Source organism: Mesorhizobium sp. M7A.F.Ca.CA.002.15.2.1, assembly GCF_003998715.1.
In the GTDB taxonomy this organism is placed as follows: domain Bacteria; phylum Pseudomonadota; class Alphaproteobacteria; order Rhizobiales; family Rhizobiaceae; genus Mesorhizobium; species Mesorhizobium ciceri.
Window position 1 is genome coordinate 1 of the sequence record NZ_RZPI01000669.1, and the last position, 3,000, is coordinate 3,000.

General features: G+C 63.5%; 4 protein-coding genes and 1 pseudogene. 4 read left to right on the forward strand and 1 reads right to left on the reverse strand.

Annotation, left to right across the window (positions count from 1 at the left end; genetic code table 11):
• From ENZ74_RS27250 to ENZ74_RS27265, 4 genes are all read left to right on the forward strand, one after another.
• On the forward strand, nt 1–509 hold a 509-nt coding region (locus ENZ74_RS27250), incomplete at its 5' end, for a TSUP family transporter (protein WP_164761246.1).
• Nucleotides 510–560: 51 nt separating this feature from the next.
• Nucleotides 561–731 carry a hypothetical protein gene (locus ENZ74_RS27255; protein ID WP_082826471.1) on the forward strand — a complete coding sequence of 57 codons (171 nt, stop codon included), beginning with the start codon at nt 561–563 and terminating at the stop codon, nt 729–731.
• Between the two features lie 101 nt (nt 732–832).
• Nucleotides 833–1,663, forward strand: a complete 831-nt coding sequence (locus tag ENZ74_RS27260; RefSeq protein ID WP_063168184.1) for an AraC family transcriptional regulator — start codon at nt 833–835, stop codon at nt 1,661–1,663.
• A gap of 72 nt (nt 1,664–1,735) precedes the next feature.
• A complete protein-coding gene (locus ENZ74_RS27265; RefSeq protein ID WP_063168185.1) occupies nt 1,736–2,155 on the forward strand; it encodes a VOC family protein in 420 nt (139 codons plus the stop codon).
• Between the two features lie 12 nt (nt 2,156–2,167).
• Here ENZ74_RS27265 and ENZ74_RS27270 read toward each other — a convergent pair.
• Nucleotides 2,168–3,000: pseudogene (locus ENZ74_RS27270) on the reverse strand (cobyric acid synthase CobQ); the annotation flags it as partial.

Genomic DNA, 3,000 nt, shown 5'->3' on the forward strand with positions numbered 1-3,000 from the left:
TGCTGGCGACGATCGTGCCGGGTGACATACTGCGGGCTGCCCTGCCCATCGTGCTGATCGCCATCGCGCTCTACTTCGCGTTCAAGCCCAACATGAACGATGTCGACCGCGCCGAGCGCCTGTCGCCGTTCCTGTTTGGATTGACCTTGGTGCCCGCCATCGGCTTCTACGATGGCCTGTTCGGGCCAGGCGCCGGCTCCTTTTACATGCTGGCCTTCGTGGCACTTGCCGGCTACGGCGTGCTCAAGGCGACGGCGCATACCAAATTGCTCAACTTCGCCTCCAACATCGGCGGCTTCATCGTCTTCGCGGCCTTCGGCGTCGTCTACTGGAAGATCGGTCTGATGATGGGCGTCGCCCAGTTCCTCGGCGCTCGCGTCGGCGCCAGCCTGGCCATGCGCATCGGCGCAAGACTGATCAAGCCGCTGCTGGTGATCGTATGCCTGGCGCTTGCTGTGAAGCTGCTGGCTGACCCGGCGAACCCGCTGCGGGCCTTGATTGGTGTGTGATCCCGCGCCCTGATAGGATGCCGCTGTTCGAATCATGTTGGAGAGGCAGACATGAATCTTAGCGCACCTACCCAGATCGTTTTTATCATCTCCGTTGTTATCGCCATCATCGGCGTTCTCGCCGCGCTTGGCGTTCTCTCATTCATTCCACTCGCATCGGCGTGGATCGTGCTTATTGCTTTCATCGTGCTTGCCGGCGGCTGCTTGATGCGCGGCGCCTGACCATTTCCCTTGAAGTGGGGACGAGGAGCGCCCGGCCAAAAGCCGGGCGCTTTTGATTCCGGCCCTTGGTCTGTTAGATTTGACTGGCGCGAGGATGGCCGATGCCAGTCAAGATGCAACCCCAGCAAGAGCAGGACCGGTCCGTCGCCGGGCGGTTTGAGATGCGCCGGCGCCTGCCCGATCCTCGACTTCAGGGCATTGTGTCGGACATTTGCGGCTATCGCGAAATGGCGCCCGGCCATATGCGCAACGTCGAATATGCGTCGCTCACCGTACCGCTGGTCATCAGCTTCGCCGAACCCTTCGCCATCGGCCTCGGCAAGGCGCCCGGCGACAATGACCGCTTCGCCAGTTTCGCCGCCGGCCTCTTTGCCGGACCGGTGGTGATCGAATCCTTCGGCGGCGCCTGCTGCGTCCAGGTCAACTTCACGCCGCTTGGCGCACGCCGTTTCTTCCGCCTGCCGATGAGCGAACTGACAGACAGCATGGTCGTCCTCGACGACGTGCTTGGCGCTCAGGGCTTGGCGCTGCGTGAATGGCTGGGCAATGCGCCGGATTGGACGACGCGTTTCGACATGGCCGAAGCCTTCGTCACCGCCCGTCTCGAGAAGGCCGCCGAGACGCCACTTGAAATCGCCTGGGCCTATGACCGCATCATCACATCCGGCGGCCGGACCCGCATTGCATCGATCGCCGAAAGGCTGGGCTGGAGCCGCAAACATCTCGCCGGCAGTTTTTCCAACGCCATCGGCATGGGCCCCAAGACACTGTCGCGCATCGTCCGCTTCAACCGCGCGCTCGGCCTGTCGAGGCAGCAGGCCGTCGACTGGGCCGATATCGCAGCCGATTGCGGCTATGCCGACCAGGCGCATCTGGTACGCGAATTCCGCGACCTCGCCGGCGAGACACCAACCGGAATCTCGGCCAGGTAACATTTCTTCAAGACGCCGGAACGGCCTTTACCCACAGTGGGGCATCGACCAACCCCACTGAAGGAGATCGACATGACCACCACCACCGAAGCGCCCCGCCTCTACCCCGCCTTGCGCTACAGGAACGCGGCAAAGATGATCGACTGGCTGGGCGAAGCCTTCGGCTTCAGCGTCCGGGCCCGCTATGGCGAAGGCGACGTCGTGCACCATGCCGAACTGGTCTTCGGCTCCTCGATGATCATGCTGGGCACCGTGCGCGACGACGACTACGGCAAGATGGTCGGCGAACCCGGCTCAGGCGGCGGCAAGTCGATCTACATCGCCGTCGATGATGCCGATGCCGCCTATGCCAAGGGCAGGAAGGCTGGCGCCACGATCATCCAGGAATTGACCAACCGCGACTATGGCAGCCGCGAGTTCATCTGCCGCGACCCGGAAGGCAACGTCTGGTCCTTCGGTACCTACTGGCCGAAGGCAGGCGACAAGGGCTGAGCCAACCGCGAATTACCGCGCCAGTGCAAAGATCGCGTCGCAGTCGAGATGGGTCTCCAGCTCGGCTGCGACCTCGTCCAGCGCCCGCTCGACCTCGGCTCGGTAATCGATGCCGCCGCCCTTGATGCCGAGGCTTTCGAGGAATCTTCCGCGAAAGCCGTCGGCGCCAAACAGACCGTGCATATAGGTGCCGATCACCTTGCCATCGACCGACACTGCCCCGTCATCGATGCCATTGATGACTGCAGACGGCCTCAGCGTATCCGGCCCGGTGGTGCGGCCGAGATGGATTTCATAGCCTTCGAGCGGCAGGTCGAACGGCACCGAACGGGCGCTGACGTTGCGCACCGTCTTTTCCGGCTCCATCACCGTTTCGATGTCGAGCAGGCCGAGCCCTTCGGCTTCGGTGACGCTGCCTTCGATGCCGTCGGGATCGCGCACCATGCGGCCGAGCATCTGGAAGCCGCCGCAAATGCCCACGACATGGCCGCCGCACTTGCGATGCGCAAGAAGGTCGCGATCCCAACCGTTCTCGCGGAATTTCAAGAGATCGCCGATTGTCGACTTCGAGCCTGGAATGACCACCAGCCCGGCATCGGCGGGCAGCGGCTTTCCCGGCGGCACGAACACCACCTCGACCTGCGGCTCAGCCTTGAGCGGGTCGAGATCGTCGAAATTGGCGATGCGGCCAAGCATCGGCACCGCCACCTTCAGCGCGCGCGCTTCGCCGGACGCCAGCCGCTCCAGCACCACCGAATCTTCCGAAGGCAAGCGTGCCGCCGCCTTCAGCCACGGAACGACACCGAAACAGCGCCAGCCCGTGAATGTCTCGATCGACTTCAGGC

What these genes read in the sequence shown, in the direction of transcription:
- ENZ74_RS27255 (WP_082826471.1), top strand. Translation starts at nt 561, where the DNA reads ATGAATCTTAGCGCACCTACCCAGATCGTTTTTATCATCTCCGTTGTT.
- ENZ74_RS27260 (WP_063168184.1), top strand. Translation starts at nt 833, where the DNA reads ATGCCAGTCAAGATGCAACCCCAGCAAGAGCAGGACCGGTCCGTCGCC.
- ENZ74_RS27265 (WP_063168185.1), top strand. Translation starts at nt 1,736, where the DNA reads ATGACCACCACCACCGAAGCGCCCCGCCTCTACCCCGCCTTGCGCTAC.